Genomic DNA, 25,879 nt, shown 5'->3' with positions numbered 1-25,879 from the left:
GTCTAAATGCCTCCTACAGGGCCCCCGAAGATGGGGGGTCTGTCTCCCACGGTGTTTAACGCTTGGTACCGTGATGGGATTCCCACCTGCGAGGTGATCCAATCGCGCTCTTCGGCAGGAGTTAGGCTTCGCGCGAGCGCCACATCTCGAACGCCAGCCACAATCCGCCCACCGCGATGAGAACTCCGTGGGCGATCCGCAGCGAGTACGGGCCGAAGAACTGCGGGATGAACAGGGCAAATCCCGCGGCCAGTGGCACGGCGCTCCACTTGGTCAGCACCCCGGTGCGCCAGACCGCCACCGCCGCCATGATCGCGCCGACCCCGAGCATCGCCAGGCCGCCGGCGAACATGGTGACAGGAATGGTCCCGAAACGGAACTCCTGCGCCAGGGCGGCGGTCGTCGCGGGGTAGTGGCGGGCGATGACGTGCAGCCCGAAGTCCTCGGCGCCGTAGTACGGCAGCGTGAGCCCCGCGCCGATCCAGGTGACCACGGCCGCCCGCAGTGACAGCCGGTCGCCCAGCCGCTGGTGCAACCCCAGCACGGCGAGCCCGAGCAGCACGAATCCCAGCATGGCCGACAGGTGCCCGCTGACCCAGTTGTCCGAGGCCATCGCCACGGCGTCGTCACCTGATGGGCGGATGGCCGGGTAGATGAAGAACGCGATGCCCGCAAGGCCGAATGCCAGCGCGGTGAGGGGGGAGCGCTTCACAGGTGTCTCCTGAGGGATCGTTGCTCTGTTGTGAGAGCAATGCTCTCGCAACAGAGCGGCACGCGTCAAGAGCACCGCTCTCCTTTCTGTGCGGCGCTTCAGGTGTGGCCCGCGCGGGCGCTTCATGTACGGCCCGCGCGGGCGGGTGGCGCTGGTGTACGGCCCGCGCCGTCGTGGCGTGGGTCAGGTGTGACCGATCGTCAGGGACGTGGGCGGGTGAGGAGCGGTACCAGGGTCCGGTCGCCGACACGGGTGAGGGTGGCCAGGGGCTTCACGGCGGCGGCGACGAGGAGCGGGAGGCCGGGCTTGCCGATGGAGCGGGCCATGATCGGGCCGAGTGCGGCCATCAGGGCGGTCAGGGCCGGCAGCGGCCGGAACCACATGGTGATCTCGGCGATGAGACCGTCGTCGTCGAAGTGGAGCAGCGCCGCCTCCTCCAGGGGCTGGCGGCCGAGCCGGGCCGTGGCGCCCAGCATGCGGGTCGTCTCGTCGCCCAGGTCGGTGTGGTAGCGGATGTCCGACAGCACGGAGAAGACCGCGGTGTACAGCTCGCCCACCTGGTCGTGGCCCGCGAAGCGGGCCCGGTCGCTGAGCGGCGAGTGGAACACCACGTCGGGGGAGAGGGTGGCCAGGAGGGCGTCGAGGTCGTGTGCCTCGCCCGCTTCGCGGTAGGCGCGGGCCAGTGAGTCCTGAATGTGAACTGACATGGGTTCACTTTATCAACCCACTATCCTGGGTCCATGAACAGGTTCGGAGAGATGCACTGCTCGATCGCCCAGACCATGGGCGTGATCGGAGAGCCGTGGACGCCGCTGATCCTGCGCGATGTGTTCCTCGGCCTGCGCAGGTTCGACGATCTGGCCGAGGACCTGGGCATCTCACGCAACCTGCTGACGCGGCGGCTCGATCACCTGGTGGCCACGGGCGTGCTGGAGCGCCGGCCGTACCAGGAACGGCCCGTGCGCCACGAGTACGTGCTGACCGAGGCGGGCAGGGACATCGTGCCCGCGTTGATGACGCTGATGGCGTGGGGCGACCGCTGGTCCACCCCGCCCGGCGGGCCGCCCGCGCTGCTGGTCCACTCCTGCGGCGAGCGCTTCACTCCCGTCGTCGACTGCCCGCACTGCGGCGGCGAGGTGACGGCCGACACGGTCAGGGTGATCGGCGGCCCCGGCGCGGCGCCGGGGCCGGGGACGATGCTCCTCGCCTCCCCAGGGCCGGCGTCGCTGGGGTCCTGAGCGCCGTGACGGCGGGGCACCGTCATCGACTCGCCGCAAGCGCCGGTCGCGGGCCCGCGACCGGAGTACGGCGGGCGGCCGGTGGCCGCGGCCTGCCGTACCGGAAAGCAGGCTAGATGCGGTCGGGGACTTCGTTGCCCGCGGCGCGGATGGCCTTGGGGAAGTTGACGGCCGCCAGCAGGAAGAAGCCGACGATGAAGAAGACGACCATCGAGATGATGGCGATGCGGTAGCTGTTGGTCAGCTGCAGGGCCGAGAAGACCGTCAGCGAGCCGATGAAGGCCGACCCCTTGTCGCTGATCTGCTGGAGGCTGAAGTATTCGGCCTCCTTGCCGCGCGGGATCACCTGAGAGTACAGCGACCGCGACAGGGCCTGCGTGCCGCCGAGCACCACCGCGATGGCGAAGGCCAGCAGGTAGAACTGCACCGCCGCCCCCTCGCGCAGGAAGTAGGCGACGGCCACGATGGCCGTCCAGACGACCAGGCTGCCCAGCACGGTGCGCTTGCCGCCGAAGCGGTGCGCCAGCCAGCCCATCAGCAGTGCGCCGAAGAACGCCACGAACTGCACCATGAGGATGGCGCTGATCTGCACGGTCTTGCTCAGCTTGAGCGCCTCGGAGGCGAAGGCGGCGCTGTTGCCGATGACGGTCTGCACGCCGTCGTTGTAGATCAGGTAGGCCACCAGGAACAGCAGCGTCAACGGGTAGCGGCGCAGGTCCCTCAGCGTGCCCCACAGCTGCCTGAAGCTGCCGCCGACCGAGCGCATCGCGGTGGTCTCGTGCGCGGCCACGGGCCGGTTGCGCAGCGCCAGCAGCGGGATGATCGTGAAGATCGCCCACCAGAGCCCGGCCGACATCATGCTGATGCGCACCGACATGCCCTCGGTCAGGCCGAGCCCTTCGTGGTTGAGGTACAGCACCAGGTTCAGCGCGAGCAGCAGCCCGCCGCCCAGGTAGCCGATCGCCCAGCCGCGCGAGGAGACGCCGTTGCGCTCCTCGGGGGTGGAGATCTGCGGAAGGAAGGAGTCGTAGACGACCACCGACGAGCCGTAGGCGAGGTTGGCCACGATGAACAGCACGCCGCCGAGCAGGTAGCGGTCGCCGGCCACGAAGTACAGGCCCATGGTGGCCAGGGCGCCGAGGTAGGCGAAGCCGCCGAGCAGTTCCTTCTTGCGCCCGGTGTGGTCGGCCAGCGCCCCCACCACCGGCAGGAAGACGATCTGCAGCAGCACCGCCACGGTCGTGATGAGCCCGAAGTAGGCGGCCGGCCGGATGTCGGCGCCCAGCACGTCGACGTATCCCAGCCCGGGGTGGGTCTCGACCAGCTTGTCGAAGCCGGACACGCACTGGTCGGACGGGATCGTGGGGAAGTCCTTGGCGCAGGCGGCGGTCTTGGCCACCGGGATCAGGTACGGCCCCAGGAACACCGAGATGATCGTGGTGTAGAAGACCGAGTTGGCCCAGTCGTAGAAGTACCAGCCGCGCTGCTCACGGCGACGGGCCGCGGGGGGTGCGGTGAGGGTCAAGGAGGGCTCCTAGGGATGCCACTGCCCGCGGCGCTCCAGCACGTCGCGCAGGCCGCTGATGTTGTCGGTCATGATGCCGTCGACGCCCAGGTCGAGCAGGCGCTCCATGCGGGCCTGGTCGTTGATGGTCCACACGTGCACCTGCATCCCTACCGCGTGAGCCGTACGGATGAAGGAACGGGTGGTGACGGGCAGCCCACGCAGGCCCGTCGGGACCTGCGCGCACGGCACGCCCGAGCGGGCCAGACCGGTCAGCAGCCGGCCGTAGCCCGAGGTGGTGGCGGCCGCGCGCAGCGCCGCCACGCCGCGCGGCCCCAGCGCCGAGCACACCTCGCGGCCCATCGCCGTCCTGGCCATGAGCAGGCGCTGGTCGGAGAAGGAGGTCAGGCAGATCCGGTCGTAGGCGTTGGTGTGCTTGACCGCCTCGGCCAGCGGCTCGATCGCGGCCGTCTCCTTGACGTCGATGTTGAAGCGCACGCGCGGCCAGCTGCCCAGCAGGTCGGCCAGCAGCGGGATCTCGTGCACGCCGCCGATGCGGGCCCGCCGTACCTCGCTGTAGGGCAGCTCGGAGATGCGGCCCGTGCGGTCGGTGACCCGGTCGAGGGTGTGGTCGTGGAAGGCGAGCAGCACGCCGTCGGCCGTGGCGTGCGCGTCGGTCTCGAGGTAGGCGTAGCCGAGCTCCACCGCGCGCTCGAAGGCGGCGGTGGTGTTCTCCGCACCTTCCAGGGCGCCGCCGCGATGGGCGAAGGCCAGCGGCCCCGGATGGTCGAGGAAAGTGAAGCGTCGGCTGAGCACGACCCGAGTATGCCCTCTTTTTCAGTCGGATGGATCACCCAGAGACTGCCATTCCTGGCGTCGCGCCTCGGCCAGCGCGATCGCCGCCGCCACGGCCACGTTGAACGATCCGACCCTGCCCACCTGCGGGATGTAGCAGACGCCGTCCACGGCCTCGAGCAACGCGGGGGAGCAGCCGTGGTCCTCGCTGCCCACCACCAGGCACACGTCCCTGCCGAGGTCGGCCAGATGCAGAGGTACGGCTTCCGCCGTCAGCTCGATGGCCAGCACCGTGTAGCCGTCCTGCTTGGCCGCCTTGACCGCGTCGGCGGCAGGGATCGGCTCGTGCCAGGTGACCAGGCGCTCGGTGCCGAGCGCGGTCTTGCCCGCCTTGGGGTTGGTGGGCGGGGTGGCGTTGCCCGCCAGCCAGATCTGGTCGACGCCGAACGCGGCGGCGCTGCGGAAGATCGAGCCCACGTTGAACGGGCCGGTCACCGACTCCAGGATCAGCCCGAGCCGGTTTTCCGTGTTGCGGCGCCAGGTGCGGTTGAGCCGCTTGACGTCGGTGGGGCGCAGCTGCTTTCTCATCGTTCCACTTTCAGGATGCGGTAGGCGGCCCTGGAGGCGAAGCGCGAAGCCTGCCAGCCCTGCTCGCCCAGCCAGCGCTGCAGGGAGTCGGAGCCGAGGTGTTTCTGGACGACCAGGTAGGCGACGCCGTCGGGGGTCAGGCGGGTCAGCCAGCGGGTGAGCATCTCGTGCAGCGCCGCCTTGCCGATCCTGATCGCCGGATTCGACCAGATGGCTCGAAATTTCACGTCATCTGGGACGTCGTCTACATAAATCGGTTTTACTTTGTAAAGGCGGGCGGCCGCCGCGTTGCGCTCGGTGAGCTCCAGGCTCCGCCGGTTCACGTCGACGGCCCACACCGTCGCCGAGGGGGCCCGGGAAGCCATGGTCAGCGCGATCGGCCCATAGCCGCAGCCCAGGTCGAGCAGGTCGCCCTCCTGGGGCGGCGGCGGCACGGTCTCGAGCAGGATCCTGGTGCCCAGGTCGATCCGGTCGGGGGAGAACACGCCCCGGTCGGTCTCCAGCTTCAGGTGCAGGTCGGGCAGCACCAGCTGGACGGCACCCGGCTTGCTGGAAGCCTGCGGCTGCTCGGAGAAATAGTGGGCCACGTGGGAAAACGTTACGGGATGCGGGAACCGAACAGGACCGCAGCACCGGCCACCAGCAGCCCGACCGCGATCGCCGCCACGATGAACAGCTGGGTGATCTCCTGGTTGACCAGCTTGAAACCGAGCGAGGTGCCGATCTGGTCGTAGACGTCGCGCAGCTCGGTGCCCGACTCGGCGGTGTAGGCGCGGCCCGAGGTGCCCTCCGACAGCGACTGCAGGGTCTGCTTGTTGACCGGTACGTTGACCGGGCGGCCGTCGATCGACACGGTCCCCTCCTGCGTGCCGTACGCGATCGTCGAGACCGGGACGCGTGCCTGCTGCGCGGCGTCGATGGCCTCGTTGACGGAGCGTCCGGAGGTGTTGTCACCGTCCGACAGCAGCACGATCGCCGCCGGCGGCGGGTCGGTGGCGGCCTGCTGGTCGAAGGAGCGGACCGAGTCCAGCGAGTTGAAGACCGCCTCGCCGATGGCGGTGCCCGGCCGGGTCGACAGGTTGCCGAGAGCGGTGATGACGGCCTGGTGGTCGGTGGTGGGGGAGATGACCACGTTCGCGGAGCGGGCGAAGGAGACCACGCCCACGTTGAAGCGGTCGGGCAGCTCCCGCACGAACGTCTGGGCGGCGCTGCGGGCGGCGCTGATGCGGCTGGGGGCGACGTCGTCGGCGTCCATCGACAGCGACACGTCCAGCGCGATCATGATGGTGGCCCGGTCGCGCGGCACCCTGACCTGGTCGGCGGGCTTGGCGGCGCCGAGGATCAGCAGCGCCATCATGGCCAGGAACAGCACGGGCGGCACATGCCGCCGCCAGCCCGGGCCCGCGGGCGCGACCAGGTTCAGCAGCGCCAGGTTGGTGAAGCGGACCGTGTAGCGGCGCCGGGCGAACTGGGCCGCCACGTACCCGGCGAGCAGCAGCGCCAGCAGCGCGAACAGCCACAACCACCCGGGTGCAAGAAAGGTCACAAGGCCTCCTTCGTCGGCCTTGTGACCAAGGTGCTGTGTCTGATCGTTCCCTCGCTACGCTCGCTCACGGTGTCACCACCCGGTGCGGGACGTGGGCCATGCGGCGCTGGCGCAGGACGAACTGCGCGATGTCGAACACCCAGTCGCGGTCGGTGCGCAGCACCAGGTGTGCCACGCCGGCGCGGCGCAGCGCCAGCCGGGTTCCCTCACGCTGGAGGGCCGCCGCCTCCGCGTAGGCCTCGCGAATTTTGGGTGAAAGGTGCACTTCGCGTACATTCCCGCTCTCGGGGTCGGCGAACGCGACGCGGCCCACGTCGGGTAGCTCCAGCTCGCGCGGGTCGATGACCTCGACGGCCAGCACCTGGTGGCGGGCCGCCAGGCGGCGCATCGGCCGCTCCCACGGGCGTTCGGCGTCGGGGTCCAGGTCCGGCTGGGCGTCGAGGAAGTCGGAGACGACCAGCCGCATGCCCCGCTTGCGCCGGGTCGCCGCCAGCACGTCGATGCCCTCGGCCAGATCGGGCGCGTCGTCGACGGGCCGCCCTCGCGGGGCGTCCATCAGCGAGTGCAGCAGCCCGTAGAGCGCGGGTCGTCCGGTCCGTGCGGGCATGCGGTGAATGTACTCGTCATGCAGTACGAGCGCGCCGAACCGGTCGCCCATCCGGCTCGACAGGAACCCGATCGCGCCGACCGCGGCCACCACCAGGTCGCGCTTGTCGGTTTCGGCGGTGCCGAAGTCCATGCTGGCCGACAGGTCCGCCAGCGCCCAGGTCTCCAGCTCGCGGTCGGCGATCAGGTCGCGCACGTGCGGCACGGTCGTGCGCGCGGTCACCGCCCAGTCCATGCGCCGAACGTCGTCCTCGCCCGGCACGTACAGGCGGCTGTCGCCGGACTCGCTGCCGTGCCCGGGCAGCAGCCCCTGGTGCGCGCCGTGCAGCAGCCCGTCCAGGCGCCTGATGATCGTCAGCTCCAGCCGCCGCAGTGCCTGCTCCGCCGTGCTCACCCGGCTTCACCTGCCTCGTGGGGTGGCGTCGTGGCGCGGGTGTGGTTCATCGGGCCTGGTTCCAGACCACCAGGGGCGGCGGGACCGCGTGCAGGATCTGCTTGACCACCTGTTCGGGGTCCACGCCGTCGGCCAGGGCGTCGAAGGTGAGCATGAGCCGGTGCGACATGACGTCCACGGCGACGTCGCGCACGTCGTCGGGCAGCAGGTAGTCCCGCCCGCGCAACAGGGCCAGGGCGCGCCCGGCCGACACCAGGCCGAGCGTGGCACGCGGGCTGACGCCGATCTCGATGGTCTCGGCCAGGTCGGGCAGGCCGTACTCGGCGGGGGAGCGGGTGGCCATGACCAGGCGCACCACGTAGTCGGCGACCAGTTGGTGCACCGACACCTGCTCGGCGGCCTGCTGCAGCTCGAGCAGGCGGACCGGCTCCAGCACCCGCTCGGGCGTGGGCGGGGTGACCGACATCCGGTGCAGGATCTCCAGCTCCTCGTGGGCGCTGGGATGCGGGACCCGCACGCGGAACAGGAACCGGTCCCGCTGCACCTCGGGCAGCGGGTAGACGCCTTCGGACTCGATCGGGTTCTGGGTGGCCAGCACGATGAACGGCCTGGGCAGCGGGTGGGTGACGCCCGCGAGCGTGACCTGTCGTTCCGCCATGACCTCCAGCAGGGCGGACTGCACCTTGGCGGGCGCGCGGTTGATCTCGTCGGCGAGCAGGAAGTTGACGAAGACGGGGCCGAGTTCGACGTCGAATTTCTCGTTGGAGGGGTGGAAGACGCGGGTGCCGACGATGTCGCTGGGGACCAGGTCGGGGGTGAACTGGATGCGGGCGAACGTGCCGCCCACCACGGTGGCCAAGGTGGAGGCGGCGAGCGTCTTGGCCACGCCGGGCACGCCTTCCAGCAGGCAGTGGCCGCGCGCGAGCAACGCCACGATCAATCGCTCGACCATGTGCTCCTGTCCGACGATGACACGCCGGACCTCGTCGAGACTCTGACGCAGCAGTGCCGCGTCGGTTCCTGGCAGCTCTTCGGCGACGCTCATGTCTGCCATTCCACCAAACGTCCCGCCAACGTGCACGTAGCGGTGCGTTCGGCCGCGTCTGTGCTTTCATGGCAAGCGTGGCAAGTCCGCTTCAGTACGGCGATCCGCCCCGGTTGGGGCCCTTCGTGGTGCAGGCGCGCCTGCAGTCGGCTCCGGCCGGCTTCGTGTACCTGGCGCAGGCGGACGACGGGCGGGTCGTGTCGCTGGCCGTACTGACGCGGGGCGCGGCGCTGGACGGGGCCGCGCGTGACAGGTTCGTCACGGCGATCAAGGACGCGGCGCCGGAGCGGTCGGGGGTGCGCGGCTGGTTCGCGCGCGGGTCGCGGCAGAAGACGGCCGTGCTGGACGACGCGCCCGCCGTGCTGGCCGCCGACACCGGGCCCGCGCCCTGGGTGGCCGTGCCGTACGCGCCGGGGCGGACGGGGGCCGAGTGGTTCCTCGAGCCCGTCATGGTGGGCGGAACGCTGATCGGGCAGGCGCACGGGCCGGACTTCGTGCCGTACTGGCTGACCGACGGGGCGCCCGCGCTGCCCGCGCCGCCGAAGACTCGGCGGCCGCTGACCGAGACGCGGCGCCGGGTGCTCATGGCGGCGGCAGTGCTCGCCGTACTGCTGCTGGTCGGGACCGTGATCGCGGTGCTGTTGCTGCGCGGCAGGCAGGACACCGACCCGCTGCCGCAGCCGTTGCCGCCGACGGTGTTCGAGCCGACGCCGCCGCCCACGCCGGTCACCCCCGAGCCGCGCAAGCCCACCCCGAAGCCGTCGCCGAGCAGGAGCGGCAAGCCCACGCCCGGGCCGACGTCCGGCGACGACTCCGGCGAGGGTTCGCCTATTTAGCTTGAGCCTCACGTGACGTGAGGTTCTAGCGTCGGCGGACATGGAGTTCATCGTTCACGACACGCTGTCCGCGATGGCGGACCTGCTGCGGCTGCCGCAGGAACGGCGGCCGGAGGCGCTGAGGGAGATGCTGGAGCCGATGCGCGCGGCCCTCCCGATGCCCGGCGACCTCGTCGACATGCACCAACAGGGCGCCGGGTTCCGGCTCGACGCCGACGATCCGCGCTACCTGCCTGCCCTGGCGCGCCTGGCCGAGGCCGACCTGTTCGGGCAGGTGAACAGGGAGCTGGAAAGGGCGAGCCGGGCGTTGTCCGCGCTGAAGCAGGTGGACACGCTGCAGGTGATGTTCGTGCTGGGCAACCCTGACGACGACTACCTGATGCGGGTGGCGGGCGGCTATTACGGCATGGGCGGCGTGCCGGGGTGGCTGTACCTGATGGCCTGGCCGACCGAGGAGAACCTCGGGCGGATCGCGCAGTGCGCGGTGCACGAGTTCCACCACAACGTGCGCTACACCAACGTCGAGTGGAACCCGGTGACGGTCACGGTCGGCGAGCACGTGGTGGCCGAGGGACTGGCGGAGGCGTTCGTGCGGGAGCTGTCGGGGGTCGCGGCGATGGGGCCGTGGTCGTCGATGGTCGCCGGCGAGGCGTTCGACCTGGCCTACGAGCGCATCGTGCGGGACATCGACCTGGCCGGGATGCAGCACACCCCGGCCTATGTGCTCGGCGACACCGCCACGAGCCGGTTCGGCCAGGAGCCCCGCGGCATCCCAGACATGGCCGGATATGCCGTGGGATTGCACCTGGTCGACCGATTTTTCGAGAAATCTGGGCTTACGGCGGTGGAGGCTTCCGGGCTCCCCGCCTCGGAGATCCTCAGCCACGTGCTGGAGTAGGCCTTAGGGCTCCTAACAAAAGTGGTGGACTTGACCTGGTCAGCGGTCGGTGTCGCGCACGAGGCCGCTTGGTAGCGGGACGCGGTCAGCCGCGCAATCGCACGCGATAAACCCGATGCCGTCGACGATCATCCCCGGGATACTGATCGCCCATGGATGAGGTCAAAATGGTCGTCGCCCATTCCGAGCGCGCGACCCTGCGCGTCGGCGACGTGTTCCTGAAGGTGGACGCCGATCAGGCGCGCATCGACGTCGAGGTCGAGGCGATGGCCCTGGCGCCGGTCCCGACCCCGAAGGTCCTGTGGCACAAGCCGCCGGTGCTCGCGATCGCCGCAGTCCCGGGGACGGCGCTCGGCCGCCTCGGCGAGCCGTCGACCGCGTCCCCGGCGGCGTGGGCCGCGGCGGGCGCCGCCATCCGGAGGTTGCACGACGCGCCGTTGCCTCCCTGGCCAGGCCAGGCCGGCCGGGGCCTCGACGAGTTGGCGGCGGATCTCGACGGCGAGTGCGAGTGGCTCGTGACGAACGGCGTCCTGCCCGCCGACCTGGTCACCCGCAACCGCCAGGTCGCCGAGGCCGCGCTCCGGCCGTGGACACCGGTCTTCACGCACGGCGACCTGCAGATCGATCACGTGTTCGTCGACGGCGACGGGATCACGGGCATCATCGACTGGTCCGAGGCGGGCCAAGGTGATGCCCTGTACGACCTCGCCACCTTGACGCTCGGACACGAGGAGCACCTCGGCGACGTCGTCGCCGGCTACGGCACCGACGTCGACCTCGACGTGATCCGCGCGTGGTGGTCGTTGCGAAGCCTGCTGAATGTTCGCTGGCTGGTCGAGCACGGCTTCGACCCGTTCGCGCCGGGCTGTGAGATCGACGTGCTGAGATCCCGGCTGTGAGGCTGTGCGGGCCCGACTGCTAGGAGAAGTCCTATCGGAACGATCAGTGGATGAGGCGTCGCCAGCAGATGATGGCGGGGCGAGGGCCTGCGGCCCAGACCATCCGGCGGTACTTGTCATGGTCATAGCCCCGATCGGCGTACAACGCCTTCGCTCGACGGCGGGCCGACCCCGCTGGCCACGCACCGGCGGGATTGCCGCAGCGGCGAGCGAGTACCAGCTCTGTGCCCGATCCACCGTCAATTGACAACGGCAGCCGCGCGGCACTGGATGAGCTGGAGCTTCGGGGTGCTTGGGGCATGGTGGCGAACCTGGTCGCCCTTGCGCCGGTGGTCAGCTGACGGTCTTCCAGATGGCGGGTGGGTCCGAAGACGTAGCCAAAGCCGCGCGACACCACAAACCTGATCCGAGCGATCCCGCCGCTACCCAGACAGACCCGGATCACGATGACGACTCCCCGGTTCGAAGATCGTAGTTGATCCTGATCGAATCACTCGCCATGCCCCCCGCGCCAGACCCACGATGGGCCTACCGACCTCCTTCACCGCCATCGTGAGCATCATCGAAGGGACCAATCCATGGGAATCACGAGAATGGTCAAGAGGGTCACGGTCAAGGCCGCTGGGACAGCCGCACAGTTCAGAACCCCGCCATAGTGACGAGCCTGACGGAGCGCACCCCGGTAACGCAAGGCCCGCCCATTCGACGCACCCACCACCTCACGGGGCCCGCCAATTTCGCCTACCAGGTCGATATTTGCGTCGAATTCGTCGACGGCTGGTTTATGACACATCAACCTCAACCTGTTGGTCGATGGAGATTGTCCGTTCCACTGGCACCTTCCTCAAGGAAAAGGAGTAGCAAGTGAGGCAACCGTTCTCCGGCCGCCGCTTCAGCGCTGCCACTGCACTGGCTGCGGTCACCCTCGTCGGTGGAGGTTTGGCGATGGCGCCGGCCGCGTCCGCCAGCACGGCCGCCGCGGCCCCTGCGGGCGCACGAGGGTCGCAGGTGACACCCGACGCCAGCGGGCCAGGCTGCATAAGCGCGCTCCTGCAGTTTGGCTACGATGCCACCCGTACGCGGACCGCGATCTGTAACGCGACGGCTGTTTATGCCTTCGTAAACAAAGATAAGGCCCTCGCCTGGTGCCTGGCCGCAATGGCGGCCACTGGTGTAGGCGTTCAGGTCACGGGTCTCGCGTGCGTTAATGCGGCGTACGGCTAGGCCCGGATCCGGTCAAGATAATTCCCTCATTCGGAATCAGTCGACCAACTACCGGAGACCTCCTCGTCTATCGATCACCGCCACGCGTGAACCTTCAAACCCCTTTTGAAACGCGGCCTAGTGCGGTGAGACGAAGCCCGATTCGTAGGCTGCGATGACGGCCTGGGTGCGGTCGCGGACGGCGAGCTTGGTCAGCACGTTGCCGACGTGCGTCTTGACGGTCTCCTGGCTGACCACCAGCTCGCCGGCGATCTCGCCGTTGGACAGGCCCCTGGCCATCAGCCGCAGCACGTCGCCCTCGCGCTCGGTCAGGCGGTCGATGCCGGGCACGGGCGTGCGCGGCCTGCCGCCGGCCAGGGCCCTGATCGCCGCGGGGAACAGCAGGGTCTCTCCGGCGGCGACCAGCTTGACCGCGCGTACCAGTTCGTCCGGCTTGGTGCGCTTGAGCAGGAAGCCGGTGGCGCCGGCGCGCAGCGCGTCGTAGACGTAGTCGTCGTTCTCGAACGTGGTGACCACCAGCACCTTCGGCGGGCGGTCCAGCTCGAGGACGCGGCGGGTGGCCTGGATGCCGTCCACGTCCGGCATCCGCACGTCCATCAGCACCACGTCGGGCCGCTCGCGCCGCACCACGGGCAGCACCTCGGCGCCGTCTCCCGCCTCGCCCACCACGCTCAGGCCCGGCTCGGTATCGATGATGATCCGCAGGCCCGCCCGGATGAGATCCTCGTCGTCGGCGATCACGACCCTGACTGTCATGCCCCTGACCGTAGCGGCAACCGCACCGCTACCCGCCACCCGCCCTCCACCGGGCCGGCCTCCAGCTCGCCGCGCAGCAGCCTGACGCGCTCGCGCATGCCCGCCACGCCGCGTCCCCCGGAGTGCCCCTGTGTGGCGGCCGTCCGGTTGGTGACCTCCAGGGCCAGATGGTCGTCGTGTACGGCTGCCGCCAGCCGTACCGTGCCCTGGCCGTGCTTGATGGCGTTGGTGAGCGCCTCCTGGACGATGCGGTAGCCCTCCCTGGACACGGCGGCGGGGACCCCGGACAGGTCGCCCACCTCCTGCACCACCTCGGCCCCCGAACCGTGCACCAGGTCGCGCAGGTCGGCCAGCGTGGCCGCCGGCTTCCTGCTGCTGGGAGCCGCCTCGCGCAGGACTCCCAGCACGTGGTCGAGGTCCTCGAGCGCGGTGCGGGCGGCCTGCTCGATCGCCGCCAGCGCGGTCTTGGCCGTGCCCGGGTCGCGGTCGATGACGCGGCCCGCCGCGGCCGCCTGGAGGGTGACCACGCTGAGCGCGTGTCCCACCGAGTCGTGCAGGTCGCGGGCCAGGCGGTTGCGTTCGGCCAGCACGCGTGCCTGCTCTTCCGCCGCGGCCAGCCGTTCGGAGGGGGTGGGACCGAGCAGCACCGGAGCCAGCCGCGCCAGCAGCGCGCCCGCGGCGGCCACCGCGGCGACCAGGGCGGCCAGCGTGGCGAGGCCGGCCAGCGCCCACAGCACCGCCTGCCAGCCCGGCTGCACGTGGAAGCCGATCATCTGGCGGCTGGCCGCCGAGAACGGCAGTGCCTGCGTGAACAGCGTGAACGGCACGATCGCCAGCGTCGCGCCGCTCAGCAGCCCGCCTACGGCCAGGTGCACGGTGAACCAGGCCGCCGTGCGCCGCCGCTCCTGCCACGAGCGGCGCGCCTGCCGCGGCGGGCTCTCCACGGTCGCGCCGAGCAGGCCCTGCGCGGCGTTGACCTCCAGCGCGCGCACCGGCAGGAACAGCCCCGTCACCGCCACCACCGGCAGCACCGCGACGAAGACGCCCAGCTGGATGGGCATCATCACGTCGTTGACGTTGCGGCCGCTCATCGTGCCCGACAGCAGGACGCCGGCCATCATGTACGGCATCAGGAGCGCACCGCCCAGGATCAGGCAGGCCCAGCGCCGGAACAGGTCCCTTCTCACATCCGCGATTATATGTCGACGAAAATTCGCTCTCGGTGGAATGCGCCTTTGGTGAAATCGGCCTCAAGCGAAATGGCACACCGTTCTGCTTTCGCGGGTCTAACGTCGGGAAATAAGTTCGACAGATCCGAAAGAAAGGCTGCCCATGACCGAGACAGCGCGCACCCAATGGCCTGAGCAGCTCGGACAGCGCCTGCTGAAGGAGCGCATCCTCGTTCTCGGCCAGGAGGTCGACGACGAAATATGCAACCGGCTGTGCGGCGAGATGCTTTTGCTGGCAGCCGAAGACCCCAAGCGCGATATAACGCTTTACATCAATTCGCCGGGCGGTTCCGTGTCGGCCGGTATGGCGCTCTACGACATGATGCAGTTCATCCCGTGCGACGTGGCGACGGTCGCGATGGGCTTCGCCGCCTCGATGGGGCAGCTGCTGCTGTGCGCGGGCGCGCCCGGCAAGCGGTACGCGCTGCCGAACGCGCGTGTCGTCATGCACCAGCCGCTTGGCGGCATCGGCGGCACGGCCAGCGACATCCAGATCCAGGCCGAGAACATGATCCACACCAAGCGCCGGATGGCCGAGCTCATCGCCCACCACACGGGCCAGCCGCTTGAGCGCATCAGGGAGGACTCCGACCGCGACCGCTGGTTCACCGCGCAGGAGGCGCTGGAGTACGGATTCGTGGACCACATCGCGAACGGGCAGGTCTGACATGGCCGGTCGTTACGTGCTGCCGTCCTTCACCGAGCGGACGTCATACGGGATCAAGGAGCTCAACCCGTACAACAAGCTCTTCGAGGACCGGATCATCTTCCTCGGCACGCCGATCGACGACGCCTGCGCCAACGACATCATGGCGCAGCTGCTCACGCTGGAGTCGATCGACCCGGACGCCGACATCAACCTGTACATCAACTCGCCGGGCGGGGAGTTCACCGCCATGACGGCCATCTACGACACGATGCAGTACGTCAGGCCGCAGGTCCAGACGGTCTGCATCGGCGAGGCCGCCTCGGCCGCCGCCGTCCTGCTGGCGGCCGGCTCGCCCGGCAAGCGCGCGGCCCTGCCGCACTCGCGCGTCCTGCTCCACCAGCCGGCCACCGAGGGCGGCCGCGGGCAGTCCAGCGACCTGGAGATCCACGCCAGGGAGATCCTCCGGATGCGCGACCAGCAGGAGGAGATCCTCTCCCGGCACACGGGCCGCGGCGTCCTGGACATCCGCCACGACATCGAACGCGACCGCATCTTCACCGCCGAACAGGCCCGCACATACAACCTGATCGACGACATCTACGCAACCCGCAAACGCACCCTCACCCCCACCCCCTAACCCCACCTCACAGTCCCCGCCTCCACCGGCCGGACCTGCGAGGCCACCCTGTACGGCAAGCAGCACCCCCGCCGCGTCGTCGCACCCAGGCGCCGGGTCGGCGAGGCGGTGTACGGCGAAGGTCGGCGCCCTGTACGGCGAGCAGCAATCCCGCCGGGGTGCCCGCGCTTGTCGTGTCGCTGGGGGCGCCCGCCTCCCAGGCGCCGGGTCGGCGAGAGGGCGTACGGCGGAGGTCGGCGCCCTGTTCGGCGAGCAGCAGTCCCGCCGAGGTGCCCGCGTTCGCCGTGTCGCCGGGGACCCCCCCTTCCAGGCGCCGGGTCGGCGAGGCGGTATACGGCGAAGGTCGGCGCCCTCTACGGCGGGGGAAGGGGCCGCCAGGGTGCGCGTTCGTCGTGTCGCTGGGGGCGCCCGCCTTCCAGGCGCCGGGTCGGCGAGAGGGTGTGCGGCGGAGGTCGGCGCCCTGTACGGCGGGGGAGAGGGGCCGGGGGAGTGGGGTTACCTAGCGCCGTGGCGGCGGGTAACCGTCACCGACTCGCCGCGAGCGCCGGTCGCGGGTCCTCGGACGAAGTACGGCGGGCGGCCGGTGGCGGCGGCCTGCCGTACAGCCAGAAAGCCGATAGCACGACAGAAAGCCGGAAGCACGATAGAAGGCAGCGATGGTGGGCCGCCTGGCGTGGCAGGAGTTCGGGGGATCAGGGAGTCGGGGCGGGGGAGCGCGCGGGGCGGAGGGCGGGGGCGGCCAGGGCCACGAAGGTGGCCAGGAGAACGGGGATGGCCAGGGCGCGGGGCAGGCCGGTGAGCTCGGCGGCGGCGCCGATGAGGACGGGGCCCGACAGGAAGCCGAGATACCCGATCCCCGCGACGCGGGCCAGCGCGCGCCCCGCGTAGGCGGGGTCCCGGTGGCCCGCGGCGGAGAAGATCTGCGGGATGATGCACGACAGGCCCGCCCCGAAACAGCCGAAGCCGACCACGCCCGCCCAGGGCTGCCCGACGAGGAGCCCCAGGCCCAGCCCGGCGGCCGCAAGCAGCCCGCATCCGCGTACCAGGAGCACCGGTCCGAAGCGGGCCGCGAGACGGTCGCCCGCCAGCCGCCCCGCCGTCATCATGATCGAGAAGGCCGCGTAGGCCACGGCGGCGAACCCAGGTGAGGCCCCGAGCGAGTCGCGCACGTAGACGGAGCTCCAGTCGGCCGCCGCCCCCTCGCCCACCAGGCTGCAGAACGCCAGCACCCCCAGGAAGAGCACCCCGAGCCGCAGCCGGGACCCGCCGTCGGCGGGGGCGGAGGCGGAGCCGCCGGAGGATCGGTACGCCCACCGCCCGGCCCACGCGGCCAGCGCCACGATCACCCCTCCGACCGACAAGAAGGTGATAAATGGTGAAAAATCGGCGCTGGCGAAGACCCCGCCCAGCCCCGCCCCGGCAAAGCCCCCGAGGCTGAAGACCGCGTGGAACGACGACATGATCGGCCGCCCCGAGGCGATCTCCACCTCCACGGCGTTGGCGTTCATGGACACGTCAAGCACCCCGTGCACCAGCCCGAAGCAGAACAGCGCGACCGCCAGCGTGCCCAGGTTCACCGCGCAGGCGGGCGCGACGAGCACCACCCCCTGCAGCAGGGCCGCGGGCAGCATCACCCGGTGACTGCCGTACCGGTCCACCAGCCGCCCCACCACCTGCATCCCGGCGATCGCGCCCAGGGCGATGGCCAGCAGTGCCAGACTCAGCCCGCCGTCGCTCAGCCCCAGGCTGTGCTTGATCGCGGGGATGCGCGCCGTCCACGTCCCGATCGCCATCCCGGCCAGCAGGAACAGCAGGTAGACGGCGACGCGGGCCCGCCTCACGCGAGCCTGACCATCACGCCGGCCGCGGTGAGGGCGTCGTGCTGCTCCCGCGGGATCCCGTCGTCGGTGACGACCACGTCGATCCGGTCGATCGGGCACACGGAGCCAAAGGCGGTCCGCCCGAACTTCCCCGAATCGCACGCCACGACCGACCGTCGCGCGGCCGCCATGGCCGCCCGTTTGACCGCCACGTCGAGCAGGTCGTGCGCGGTCATCCCGTGCTCGGACGACAGTCCGCAGCACCCGATCACGGCCGTGTCGAAGCGCAGGGACGCGATCGACGCCTCGGTGAGCGGCCCGGTGAAGTTCAGCTCGCCCTGCCGTACCTCCCCGCCGGGAAGCACCAGCCGCACGCGCGGCCCGCTCGCCAGCAGCGTCGCGGCCTGCAGTGAAAGGGGCAGTACGGTGACCCGCCGCGAGACCAGCGCGCGGGCCACCTCCAGAGCCGTGGTGCCGCCGTCGAGGAGAACCGCCTCCCCGTCGGCGATGAGGTCGGCCACGTCGGCGCCGATGCGGTGCTTGGCCTCGGCCGCCTCCCGCTCACGCACGCCGAACGGTGGCTCCTCGCCGCGCAGCAGCAGCGACAGCGCGCCGCCCCGCACCCGGCGCACCACGCCCTGCTGGGCCAGTTCGTCCAGGTCACGGCGGATCGTCATCTCCGACACGCCGTGCCGCTGCGCCAGGTCGGACACCGAGACGCTGTCGCGCGTCCTGAGGGATTCCATGATGTCCCGCAAACGCTCCATGTGTTCATACAAACATGTCCTATGTGCGCAATACAATGGCGGGCATGCGCGCCAGCCGCCTGCTCTCCCTGCTGCTCCTGCTCCAGACGCGGGGCCGGATGACGGCGCCCGAGCTGGCCGCGGAGCTCGAAGTGTCGGTCAGGACCGTCTACCGCGACGTCGAGGCGCTGTCGGCGGCCGGCGTGCCGGTCTACGCCGACCGTGGGCCCGCCGGGGGATACCAGCTGCTCGACGGCTTCCGCACCCGGCTCAACGGCTTGACCGCGGAGGAGGCGTCCTCGCTGTTCCTGGCCGGGCTGCCCGGGCCCGCCGCCGAGCTCGGGCTGAGCGAGGTGGTGGCCAACGCCGAGCTCAAGCTGCTGTCGGCGCTGCCGCCCGAGCCGCGCTCGCACGCCTCCCGGATGCGCGATCGTTTCCTGCTGGACGTGCCGAGCTGGTACCGCAGCAGCGACGACGTGCCGTTCCTGAGCACGGTGGCCGACGCGGTGTGGGAGCAGCGGCCGCTGCGGATGACCTACCGGCGCTGGGGTCAGCAGGAGGTCGAGCGCGACATCCACCCCTTCGGACTGGTGCTCAAGGGCGGGTCCTGGTACCTGGTGGCCGCGCCGCCCGGCGGCAGCACACGCACCTACCGGGTGGCGCGCATCCTGACCCTGGAGACGCTGCCGGGCACGTTCGAGCGGCCGCCGAGCTTCGACCTGACGGGTTTCTGGCACCAGTACGCCAAGGAGTTCAGGGAGAAGATGTACACCGGCGAGGCGGTGATCAAGGTGGCGCCCGGGGTGGAGAACCTGCTGGCCTACACCCTCGGCCAGGACGTGGTGACCGCCGCGCTCGCCCAGGCCGAGGACGACGCGGAGGGCTGGCGCACGCTGACCGTGCCGATCGAGTCGATCACGCATGCCCGCTGGCTGTTGCTGCGCATGGGGCCGTCGGTGGAGGTGCTCGGGCCGCCGGAGCTGCGGGGACTCATGGTTGAGGCCGTCACCGAGCTCGGAAAAATGTACGGCTAAATCGGAACTATTCCTGACAAGATGGCCGCCATGTATCTCATAGCTTTCGTGGGGGCGTGCATCCTGGTGGCCATGGCCCCGGGTGTCAGCACCGCGGTCATCCTCCGCCAGACCCTGCGAGCCGGCCGCGGCTCGGGCCTGGCCACCACGCTCGGCAACGAGACGGGGATCCTGCTGTGGGCGCTGGCGGCCACCTTCGGGCTGTCGGCGCTGGTGCTGGCCTCGCAGCTGGCCTACGACGCGATGCGCGTGGTGGGCGCGGTCGTGCTGGTGGTGATGGGCATCCAGTCGCTGCGGCAGGCCCGCCGTACCAAGGCTGAGACCGGCGAGCCCGAGGCGGTCGACGGCTGGCGCAAGGCCTACCTGACCGGGCTGGGCACGTGCATGGCCAACCCGAAGGCCGCGGTGTTCGCGATGTCGTTCCTGCCGCAGTTCGTGCCGCAGGGGCAGAACGTGCCGATGACGCTGGTACTGCTCGCGGTCATCTGGGTGGCCGTGGACACCGTCTGGTTCTCGCTGGTCATCTGGATGGTGGCGCGGGCCAAGGCGTTCCTCGGCCGTCCGGCCGTCAAGCGGCGTCTTGAGCAGATCTCCGGCGTGGTGCTGATCGGGCTGGGCGTGCGGCTGATGGCGGAGACCCGATGACGATCTGGCACGACGAGCACGGCTCCGGCGAGGCGGTCGTCCTGCTGCACTCCAGCGCCGCCGACTCCGAGATGTGGGACCCGCAGGTCGAGGCGCTTTCCGACCGCTTCCGGGTGATCCGCGCCGACTACCGCGGCTATGGCCGCTCGCGCCTGCAGCCGGGCGTGCACTACAGCGACGCCGAGGACATCGAGGCCGTGCTGGCCCGCCTCGGCGTCCGGCGCGCGGCGCTGGTGGGCTCCTCCTACGGCTGCCGCGTCGCGCTTGAGCTGGCTTCCGGTGACGCGGTCGAGGCGACCCGGCTGGTGCTGCTGAACCCGGCCACCGAGGCCCCGCTCACGCCCGACGTCAAGAAGCTGTTCCTCGATGAGGAGGAGCTCGTCACGCTCGGCGACCTGGACGGCGCGACCGAACTGGTGGCGCGCGCCCTGCTCGGCCCCAGCGCCGACCACACCGCCCGCTCCCACCTCATCGAGATGCAGCGCAACGCCTACGAGCTGCAGCTGGCGGCCGTCCCCGAGCCGACCCAGGTCGAGCGAGAGGTACGGCTGGCCGAGCTCGACATCCCGGCGCTGGTGGTCTTCGGCGGGCAGGAGCTGGACTACTTCCGGCACAGCGCCGCGCACGTGGCCGCCGAGCTGCCCCAGGCCGAGCTGCTGGAGCTGGAGTGGGCCGGGCACCTGCCCAGCCTGGAGCGGCCGGAGGAGATCACGGCGCTGCTCCTGGACTACCTTTAGGGGATGACGAACGACCTGGCGACGCTGATGCGGCAGGCGCAGGACGAGGACCCGCTCCAGGCACTGCGCGCCACCACCGCCCTGCGCCATGAGCTCGAACGCATGGAGGCCGTGCAGGTGCGCCGCGCCCGGGTCGCGGGCCTGGCCTGGGCCCAGATCGCCAACGCGATCGGGGTCAGCAAGCAGGCCGTGCACAAGAAGTACGGCAGGGGCTAGTCGGGGGCCTTGACCGTGGCGATGCCGAGCGTGCTGGTCATCGGCAGCATGCCCGACTTGAACGCGGCGCCGAGCAACGGCCCGATCAGCTGTGACAGGCGCTGCGCCCGCTCCTCGCCGAGCGCCTGCCACGGCGGCGCGGCCAGCCGGTCGGTCGTCCGTTCCACCTCGTCGCGCAGCTCACGCCCCCGCTCGGTCGCCTGCCCGTCCCCGTCGACGAGTCCCCGTACGGCGAGCCGTTCCTGAGCCTCTTCCCACTCGGTCTCGGACCAGCCGCGCCCCGCGAACGTCGGCGCCGGGGCGGCGCCGATCGCGGCGAAGGACACCAGCGCCTCGCACCCGTCAAGCCCGGCGGCCAGCAGCGCCGCCAGATGCCCGTCGCCGCGGTGCTCGCGCAGGATCGTGGTCGCGTGCCACAGGGCGAGCAGCGGCTCGTCGGGCCAGGGCAGGTCCAGGTTGGCGGCGGTGAACAGCCGGTCGGGCACGCTCACGCTCTCGGCCGCCCGCCTGGCCAGCTCGGCGGCCTCGGCCATCTCGGGCCCGTCCACCCGGTCGCCGAGCAGGGCCCGGTAGGTGCGGTCGACGGCGCGCAGCCGTACCTGCAGCACCTGCTCGGGGGAGGCGACCTGCCAGACGGCGGGCACGTGCTCACCGATGGCGCGCGGGCTGAAGCTGCAGTAGGCGGCCACGGCCACATTGGCGCCCACGGGACCCAGCGGGGCGGTGCGGTAGGCGAAATAGCTGGGCCAGCGGGATTCGATGTCGTACCCGAGCGCGGCGGCCTCCTCGAAGGCCTGCGGGGAGAAGTACAGGACGGAGTGCACAGGCTCCAACTGGTGCCACATGCTGCGCGCGAAATTCACCCGTCGGACCTTACAGAAGTGTCGGAGCCGGTTGCTAGCGTCAAATTGGTACCGTGGAGATCTACTTTGTAAAGGACGTGGGTCGTGGCAACCTGGCAAGAATTCGAAACACAAGCACCCGAACTCGCCAAGGTCGCGCGGATCCTCATGGAGCGGCACAAGCACAAGGTGCTCGCGACGCTGCGCAAGGACGGCTCGCCCCGGGTCAGCGGGACGGAGTCGCAGTTCCGCGACGGCGAGCTCTGGATGGGCTCGATGCCCAACGCCCGTAAGGCCCACGACCTGCGCCGGGACCCGCGCATGGCGATCCACACCACCTCCCCCTACACGGACGCGTCCGACCCGTCCGCCTGGGAGGGCGACGTCAAGCTCTCGGGCCGCGCCGTCGAGATCCTCGACCAGCAGACGCGCGAGTCCTTCGACATGCCCTCACCCGACTCCCACCTGTTCCGCATCGACCTCACGGAGGTCACCTGGACCCGCGTCGAGGCCGACGAACTCGTCATCGACACCTGGCACGCCGGCCACCCCCCACGCCAACTCCGCCGCAAGTAGGTCTGCCAGGCCAGATCCGCGGCGGTGTCCAGGGCCGGGCGGGAGAAGTCCAGGCCGGTCACGCGTGCGCCGCGCCGGGCCCAGGAGAGTGTGCCCAGGCCGATGTGGCACATCAGGTGCAGCAGGCTCTTGCCGCGCACATCGCCGACCTGGTCGCCTTCGGCTCGACGCGGGCGTCGACCCCGAGTTGTTCCTGCAGGATGTGGGGCGGTGCTCCCCCGTAGCAGCAAGCAACCCTATGAGCGCTTTCTGGCGGCATGCGTCAAGGACGGCTGCGAGCTGGGCCGGGACGTCGCGACCGCCGACCGGAACATCAGGCAGTGGGTACAGCGGCTCACCCGGCGACCGCTCAAGGTGGGCGAGGGCACGCTCACGGCCGCGCGGGCGACGAACGCTCTCACTCTCGTGGCCGTGCCCGCCCTGTGGGGAACTGGAGTCCGCGCTCGTCCAAGCCACCCGCGGCAAGGGCGCCCCCTTGCTGGAGGTCGCGGACGCCATCATCGGACGGGCCGCCGACGGAAGCTACCCCGAGGGCAGCCTGTTCAGGGCCGCTCTGGCGGACTACGCGACGCAGTGCATCGACCTGCCAGGCCGATCGACGCCCAGGGAACTGGCGCGGCAGGAGGCGAAACTCACCCGCCAATCGCCGTTGTTCGGGCCTATGCGCTCACCGCGCCCGTGATCAAGAAGGTCCGTAGGAAGGATTGTCGCGTGTCGTGATCAAGTGCATGCTATGTGCTGGCGGTCCGCACCCCGCCGTTGTCCCGTACGTCCTGTACGAGGGGAGAGCGGTTGTTCCGGCACGCGGCATCCGTAGCCGCCACCTGCGCTGTGATCACCGGCCTGGTCTCGGGCTGCGACCAGGCCGGTTGCACCCCGAATCCGATCGTCAACGCCTATCAGGCCTATTCGCCCATCGTCTTCGCCGTCCTGCCCGAGGTCATCCCGAAGTCGATCCCGGGCCTCGCGGTCAGTCTCGGCCTGTTCGCGGCGGACGCTCTGGCCAAGTACCTCATCGACCACACAGTGCCGCAGAAGAAGACCTGGCTGCTGATCGAGCAGACGCTCCACGGGCAGCGGAAGACGAGCGTGTTCGAGCTCAACACCGATCACGAGCTCAAGGTCAGCGTGAACAGCATGCAGCTCAAGCACGTGGACCTCTACATCAAAGAGCGGGAGATCAAGGTCGTCATCCCGCCGGGCACCACGGCGAACGTCGCCGTCACCGATGCCCAGGGCGGCGACGGCGTCGCGGTACGCGGCACTGTCCCCGGCAATCTGGACGGTTCGCAGGACCTGGACACCGGCAGGGTCTTCCAGGACGACCAGCCCGGGGCCCGCACCGCAGACATCTGGATCAAGACTCTGGGCTTCGACCTGGGCCCGAAGCTGATCAACGGAGCGACGGCCGCGGAGTTCACCGGTACCGGCCGGCCGACGCTAAGCGCGTGCATGTCCACTCCCCCCACGGCCTGGACGGACAAGCTCCCGTTCTGGGCGGAGGACAAGGACCGCTCCTGGTGCATCAAGACCAACGCCGGGCACTACGGCCTCGCCGTCCCCAAAGTGGCCGACACCTTCTGGATCGGCCCCACCGAAGACGTGGGCGCCGTCTCCTACCTGCTCTGGGCACAGCCCGGCCTCGCCGCGGCCGCTGCCACTCCAGTTCCCGAGGCGGAGAACAGGGGGTGCCGTTAAGCAACGTGACGCCTGCCGCCAAATAGACCTTGAGCTGGAGTTTTCTGCTCCTCTGCCACGGCTCAGCCGGGTTCCGATGGGGTCTACTCAGGACACCGATCGCGTGTCACGCATACGGCCGCCCCGTGAGCCGCCAGCGGTGCGGGCAGCCAGTTGGCGAGCAGCGCCGGGTCAGTCGGTGCCTGGCCGCCGACGGTCAGCCGCATGGGTGGAGGAATCGGACCGACACGCCGCGGAACTGCTCGCAAGTCGGCTTTCCCGAAGAATGCCGTGAGTGCGGCGATTCTCTAGCCGGCTTTGTCCAGGCCCGCAAGCTGCGGACGATCAGGTTCTGCGCGAGATGACCATGATGTATTCGCAGGGAGCGTTCGTTCGGTTGGCGAAGCCGTGGTCCGCGTCGGCTTGGAAGAACAGGGAGTCGCCTGTGTTCAGGGTCTCGCTGATCCCGCCGATCGCGACGGTGAGGGTGCCTTCGAGCACCACGAGTTGTTTCTCCGTACCCGGCGGATACGCGGGCAGCAGCCCGGTAGAGACCTGCGCGGGGAGGTAGTGGACGACCATCTCGGCTCCTCCCGCGCCCGGGGCCGCTGACACCATGTGCCGCTCGAAGCCGGTTTCCGGGTCACGGAAAACGGGGCGACCGTTCTTACGCATGACAATGGCCACACCAGACGCGGCAGCAGCCGGCGCACCGATCAGGTCCGAGAGCGACGCGTCGAGCGCGTGGGCGATCCTAGACGCGACGCCGATCGTCGGGCTCTTCTCGCCGCGTTCGACCTTGGACAGCATCGCCCGGCTGACCGACGACTGCATGGACAGCTGCTCCAGCGTCAGGCCCGCCTCCTCGCGACGTCGCCGCACATTACCGCCGAACGCGCCGGCCAGGTCGTCACCGTGCTGTGGTTCGGCCGCGTTTCCGTCTTGCTCGACCACCGTGCTCCTTGATCGTTGGGTACCTCGCTGCCCACAGTGTAGGGTTTCTCCTAAAGAAGATTGAGTCTTCTATTGGAGACGTGCGATGTGCGCCCAACACGATGGAGGTTCCATGCGTTTGATCTCGAGTGGCCAGCACCATGCCACGTTCGAATTCGGCGATCTGCAGGTGATCTCGTTGCGAGACGGGTACATCGACATGCCGCCGACACGGCTCCGCGACGAGGATGGGCGCACGCTCGATGAGCTGCCAGCCGCCGTCCCGCTGGCGGGCGACAACTTGCGGCTGTCGGTCAACGCCTTCTTCGTCACCGACGGCACGCGGTCGGTTCTCATCGACACCGGCGCGTCCAACAACTGGCACGACCCCACCATGGGATTGATCTACGACGCGCTCGACGAAGCGGGAATCGACCGCGCGCATGTCACCGATGTGGCCATCACCCACAATCACGAAGACCACGTGAGCGGCCTGATCGCGCCGGACGGTTCAGAGGCGTTCACCAAACTCGAGCGCGTGTGGATCGGCGCGGGCGACACCTCGGTGTTCACGGGGCGGCTCGAGCCGATCCGCGACCGGGTCGTACCCGTGTCGGAGAAGGCCGCGATCAACGACTGGATCACCGCGATCCCGACACCGGGCCACACACCCGGTCACACCGTCTACGACGTCAGGAGCGGCACCGGCCACCTTCTCGTCTGGGGCGACACCGTTCACGTTCCCACGCTCCAATTCGATCAGCCCAACGTGTCCTGGGAGTTCGACGGCAACCAGTCCCAGGCCCGCGCCGCGCGAGCGGCCCTCCTCGAACAACTGACCCAACCACACCACTTCGTAGCCGGCGCCCACCTCGACTCACCCGGCATCGCCCGCGTAACCCCCTCCGGCGACGGTTATGCGCTGGAATACCTCGCACCACCGATCGGCTGATCGAGCCTGTCGGCTCCGGGCCGCGCCGGCCTCCTCGGAGGCCGGTCGACCGGATGCCGCCTGGCAAGGCGTTCGGGCTCGGCACGCTGCTATCCCGGGGTTTGAGGAACCTGCGGACAGCCGTTGGCGGTACCAGTGGGTAACT

29 protein-coding genes and 1 pseudogene are annotated in these 25,879 nt (G+C 70.0%); 14 read left to right on the top strand and 16 right to left on the bottom strand.

The genetic code is table 11. The features are described from left to right. Window positions 1-121: 121 nt before the first annotated feature. Window positions 122-712, bottom strand: coding sequence for a hypothetical protein (locus ACIBHX_RS32560; RefSeq protein WP_397071186.1), 591 nt, complete (start codon window positions 710-712; stop codon window positions 122-124). A 200-nt stretch (window positions 713-912) separates the two neighbouring features. After that, the gene (locus ACIBHX_RS32555; protein ID WP_397071185.1) at window positions 913-1,419 is read right to left on the bottom strand and encodes a nuclear transport factor 2 family protein; all 507 of its coding nucleotides are present in this window, start codon (window positions 1,417-1,419) and stop codon (window positions 913-915) included. 33 nt (window positions 1,420-1,452) lie between these two features. Here ACIBHX_RS32555 and ACIBHX_RS32550 point away from each other — a divergent pair, with 33 nt between their 5' ends. Further along, window positions 1,453-1,950, top strand: a complete 498-nt coding sequence (locus tag ACIBHX_RS32550; protein ID WP_397071184.1) for a winged helix-turn-helix transcriptional regulator — start codon at window positions 1,453-1,455, stop codon at window positions 1,948-1,950. A gap of 112 nt (window positions 1,951-2,062) precedes the next feature. Here ACIBHX_RS32550 and ACIBHX_RS32545 read toward each other — a convergent pair whose 3' ends face one another. From ACIBHX_RS32545 to ACIBHX_RS32515, 7 genes are all read right to left on the bottom strand, one after another. Next, window positions 2,063-3,475: an MFS transporter gene (locus tag ACIBHX_RS32545; RefSeq protein WP_397071183.1), complete on the bottom strand. Its 1,413-nt coding sequence runs from the start codon at window positions 3,473-3,475 to the stop codon at window positions 2,063-2,065. 9 nt (window positions 3,476-3,484) lie between these two features. Beyond that, a complete protein-coding gene (locus ACIBHX_RS32540) occupies window positions 3,485-4,270 on the bottom strand; it encodes a glycerophosphodiester phosphodiesterase (RefSeq protein WP_397071182.1) in 786 nt (261 codons plus the stop codon). A gap of 21 nt (window positions 4,271-4,291) precedes the next feature. Next, window positions 4,292-4,837 (bottom strand): TrmH family RNA methyltransferase, encoded by a 546-nt coding sequence (locus ACIBHX_RS32535; protein WP_397071181.1) that lies wholly within the window; start codon window positions 4,835-4,837, stop codon window positions 4,292-4,294. Then, window positions 4,834-5,424 carry a class I SAM-dependent methyltransferase gene (locus ACIBHX_RS32530; protein WP_397071180.1) on the bottom strand — a complete coding sequence of 197 codons (591 nt, stop codon included), beginning with the start codon at window positions 5,422-5,424 and terminating at the stop codon, window positions 4,834-4,836. The genes ACIBHX_RS32535 and ACIBHX_RS32530 overlap by 4 nt, the downstream gene beginning before the upstream one ends. Before the next feature lie 11 nt (window positions 5,425-5,435). Further along, complete coding sequence (locus ACIBHX_RS32525) at window positions 5,436-6,383, bottom strand: VWA domain-containing protein (RefSeq protein ID WP_397071179.1); 948 nt, start codon at window positions 6,381-6,383, stop codon at window positions 5,436-5,438. A 64-nt stretch (window positions 6,384-6,447) separates the two neighbouring features. Next, a complete protein-coding gene (locus ACIBHX_RS32520; protein ID WP_397071178.1) occupies window positions 6,448-7,383 on the bottom strand; it encodes a DUF58 domain-containing protein in 936 nt (311 codons plus the stop codon). Window positions 7,384-7,429: 46 nt separating this feature from the next. Further along, window positions 7,430-8,428: an AAA family ATPase gene (locus ACIBHX_RS32515; RefSeq protein WP_397071177.1), complete on the bottom strand. Its 999-nt coding sequence runs from the start codon at window positions 8,426-8,428 to the stop codon at window positions 7,430-7,432. Window positions 8,429-8,496: 68 nt separating this feature from the next. Between ACIBHX_RS32515 and ACIBHX_RS32510 the strand changes: the two genes are divergently transcribed. From ACIBHX_RS32510 to ACIBHX_RS32500, 3 genes are all read left to right on the top strand, one after another. After that, window positions 8,497-9,264, top strand: coding sequence for a hypothetical protein (locus ACIBHX_RS32510; protein ID WP_397071176.1), 768 nt, complete (start codon window positions 8,497-8,499; stop codon window positions 9,262-9,264). 40 nt (window positions 9,265-9,304) lie between these two features. After that, window positions 9,305-10,162 (top strand): DUF2268 domain-containing protein, encoded by an 858-nt coding sequence (locus ACIBHX_RS32505; RefSeq protein WP_397071174.1) that lies wholly within the window; start codon window positions 9,305-9,307, stop codon window positions 10,160-10,162. Between the two features lie 152 nt (window positions 10,163-10,314). Beyond that, window positions 10,315-11,061 carry a phosphotransferase family protein gene (locus ACIBHX_RS32500; protein ID WP_397071173.1) on the top strand — a complete coding sequence of 249 codons (747 nt, stop codon included), beginning with the start codon at window positions 10,315-10,317 and terminating at the stop codon, window positions 11,059-11,061. A gap of 70 nt (window positions 11,062-11,131) precedes the next feature. Here the strand turns inward: ACIBHX_RS32500 and ACIBHX_RS32495 are convergent. The 3 genes and pseudogenes from ACIBHX_RS32495 to ACIBHX_RS32485 all read right to left on the bottom strand — a co-directional run. Then, window positions 11,132-11,259, bottom strand: a pseudogene (locus ACIBHX_RS32495) (IS5/IS1182 family transposase); the annotation flags it as partial. A gap of 1,143 nt (window positions 11,260-12,402) precedes the next feature. Further along, window positions 12,403-13,041 carry a response regulator gene (locus ACIBHX_RS32490; protein ID WP_397071172.1) on the bottom strand — a complete coding sequence of 213 codons (639 nt, stop codon included), beginning with the start codon at window positions 13,039-13,041 and terminating at the stop codon, window positions 12,403-12,405. After that, entirely contained in the window at window positions 13,038-14,228 is a 1,191-nt protein-coding gene (locus ACIBHX_RS32485) for a sensor histidine kinase (RefSeq protein WP_397071171.1), read from the bottom strand. Before ACIBHX_RS32485 ends, ACIBHX_RS32490 begins: the two co-directional genes overlap by 4 nt. A 145-nt stretch (window positions 14,229-14,373) precedes the next feature. Between ACIBHX_RS32485 and ACIBHX_RS32480 the strand changes: the two genes are divergently transcribed. Both ACIBHX_RS32480 and ACIBHX_RS32475 read left to right on the top strand, forming a co-directional pair. After that, entirely contained in the window at window positions 14,374-14,937 is a 564-nt protein-coding gene (locus ACIBHX_RS32480) for a ClpP family protease (RefSeq protein ID WP_397071170.1), read from the top strand. Window position 14,938: 1 nt separating this feature from the next. Further along, window positions 14,939-15,556 carry an ATP-dependent Clp protease proteolytic subunit gene (locus ACIBHX_RS32475; RefSeq protein WP_397071169.1) on the top strand — a complete coding sequence of 206 codons (618 nt, stop codon included), beginning with the start codon at window positions 14,939-14,941 and terminating at the stop codon, window positions 15,554-15,556. A 692-nt stretch (window positions 15,557-16,248) separates the two neighbouring features. Here ACIBHX_RS32475 and ACIBHX_RS32470 read toward each other — a convergent pair. Beyond that, window positions 16,249-17,397 (bottom strand): MFS transporter, encoded by a 1,149-nt coding sequence (locus ACIBHX_RS32470; protein ID WP_397071168.1) that lies wholly within the window; start codon window positions 17,395-17,397, stop codon window positions 16,249-16,251. Beyond that, window positions 17,394-18,143 (bottom strand): DeoR/GlpR family DNA-binding transcription regulator, encoded by a 750-nt coding sequence (locus tag ACIBHX_RS32465; RefSeq protein ID WP_397071167.1) that lies wholly within the window; start codon window positions 18,141-18,143, stop codon window positions 17,394-17,396. Before ACIBHX_RS32465 ends, ACIBHX_RS32470 begins: the two co-directional genes overlap by 4 nt. A gap of 44 nt (window positions 18,144-18,187) precedes the next feature. Here ACIBHX_RS32465 and ACIBHX_RS32460 point away from each other — a divergent pair, with 44 nt between their 5' ends. The 4 genes from ACIBHX_RS32460 to ACIBHX_RS32445 are packed head-to-tail and all read left to right on the top strand — an operon-like array spanning window position 18,188 to window position 20,754. Beyond that, entirely contained in the window at window positions 18,188-19,156 is a 969-nt protein-coding gene (locus ACIBHX_RS32460; protein WP_397071166.1) for a helix-turn-helix transcriptional regulator, read from the top strand. A 30-nt stretch (window positions 19,157-19,186) separates the two neighbouring features. Further along, on the top strand, window positions 19,187-19,801 hold the full coding sequence (locus ACIBHX_RS32455) for a LysE family translocator (protein WP_397071165.1): 615 nt from the start codon (window positions 19,187-19,189) through the stop codon (window positions 19,799-19,801). Continuing rightward, window positions 19,798-20,538, top strand: coding sequence for an alpha/beta fold hydrolase (locus tag ACIBHX_RS32450; RefSeq protein ID WP_397071164.1), 741 nt, complete (start codon window positions 19,798-19,800; stop codon window positions 20,536-20,538). Before ACIBHX_RS32455 ends, ACIBHX_RS32450 begins: the two co-directional genes overlap by 4 nt. Before the next feature lie 3 nt (window positions 20,539-20,541). Next, the gene (locus tag ACIBHX_RS32445) at window positions 20,542-20,754 is read left to right on the top strand and encodes a hypothetical protein (protein WP_214323932.1); all 213 of its coding nucleotides are present in this window, start codon (window positions 20,542-20,544) and stop codon (window positions 20,752-20,754) included. Here ACIBHX_RS32445 and ACIBHX_RS32440 read toward each other — a convergent pair. Continuing rightward, on the bottom strand, window positions 20,751-21,617 hold the full coding sequence (locus tag ACIBHX_RS32440; protein WP_397071163.1) for a hypothetical protein: 867 nt from the start codon (window positions 21,615-21,617) through the stop codon (window positions 20,751-20,753). The two genes, ACIBHX_RS32445 and ACIBHX_RS32440, sit on opposite strands and share 4 nt — an antisense overlap. Window positions 21,618-21,701: 84 nt before the next feature. Between ACIBHX_RS32440 and ACIBHX_RS32435 the strand changes: the two genes are divergently transcribed. The 3 genes from ACIBHX_RS32435 to ACIBHX_RS32425 all read left to right on the top strand — a co-directional run bounded on the left by ACIBHX_RS32435 (window position 21,702) and on the right by ACIBHX_RS32425 (window position 23,870). Then, on the top strand, window positions 21,702-22,172 hold the full coding sequence (locus ACIBHX_RS32435) for a pyridoxamine 5'-phosphate oxidase family protein (protein WP_397071162.1): 471 nt from the start codon (window positions 21,702-21,704) through the stop codon (window positions 22,170-22,172). A gap of 475 nt (window positions 22,173-22,647) precedes the next feature. Next, window positions 22,648-22,854 (top strand): hypothetical protein, encoded by a 207-nt coding sequence (locus tag ACIBHX_RS32430; protein ID WP_397071161.1) that lies wholly within the window; start codon window positions 22,648-22,650, stop codon window positions 22,852-22,854. A 110-nt stretch (window positions 22,855-22,964) separates the two neighbouring features. Continuing rightward, window positions 22,965-23,870 (top strand): hypothetical protein, encoded by a 906-nt coding sequence (locus tag ACIBHX_RS32425; RefSeq protein WP_397071160.1) that lies wholly within the window; start codon window positions 22,965-22,967, stop codon window positions 23,868-23,870. A 324-nt stretch (window positions 23,871-24,194) separates the two neighbouring features. Here ACIBHX_RS32425 and ACIBHX_RS32420 read toward each other — a convergent pair whose 3' ends face one another. Next, entirely contained in the window at window positions 24,195-24,803 is a 609-nt protein-coding gene (locus tag ACIBHX_RS32420) for a helix-turn-helix domain-containing protein (RefSeq protein WP_397071159.1), read from the bottom strand. 85 nt (window positions 24,804-24,888) lie between these two features. Here ACIBHX_RS32420 and ACIBHX_RS32415 point away from each other — a divergent pair, with 85 nt between their 5' ends. Continuing rightward, window positions 24,889-25,734 (top strand): MBL fold metallo-hydrolase, encoded by an 846-nt coding sequence (locus ACIBHX_RS32415; RefSeq protein WP_397071158.1) that lies wholly within the window; start codon window positions 24,889-24,891, stop codon window positions 25,732-25,734. Window positions 25,735-25,879 lie beyond the last annotated feature (145 nt).

It is taken from the genome of Nonomuraea sp. NPDC050536, assembly GCF_044457685.1.
In the GTDB taxonomy this organism is placed as follows: domain Bacteria; phylum Actinomycetota; class Actinomycetes; order Streptosporangiales; family Streptosporangiaceae; genus Nonomuraea.
Note: the sequence above shows the minus strand (reverse complement) of the source record. Positions and strands in the feature narration are given on the sequence as shown.